This window comes from Paraburkholderia sp. SIMBA_027, assembly GCF_046535315.1.
Classification (GTDB): Bacteria; Pseudomonadota; Gammaproteobacteria; order Burkholderiales; family Burkholderiaceae; genus Paraburkholderia; species Paraburkholderia tropica.
Genome location: NZ_JAWRWY010000901.1, coordinates 1 through 261 on the forward strand (window position 1 = coordinate 1; position 261 = coordinate 261).

Genomic DNA, 261 nt, shown 5'->3' on the forward strand with positions numbered 1-261 from the left:
GGGATATGTCTCCGCGCCGAGCATCTGCGATGCCAATGCCGGTGAAAGCTGGGCCGCGCGCGGCAGGCTTTATGCAGAGGCGAGCCTGCACGGCGCGCTGCAGCTGGGTTACAACAACAGCTGGGCGCCGCTTTGCATCGGTTCGCATTATGCTGTGCGCACGAAAGCGCTGCGTGAAGTGGGCGGTCTGGGCCCCGAGCTTGCGGAGGACCATTCCACCACGCTTCTGATGAATGCCGGTGGCTGGCGCGGGGTCCACGC

1 protein-coding gene is annotated in these 261 nt (G+C 65.5%); it reads left to right on the forward strand.

The genetic code is table 11. The annotated features are described in order from the left end of the window. Nucleotides 1–261, forward strand: a 261-nt coding sequence (locus SB764_RS41690; protein ID WP_410866989.1) for a hypothetical protein, incomplete at both ends; no start/stop codon positions are given.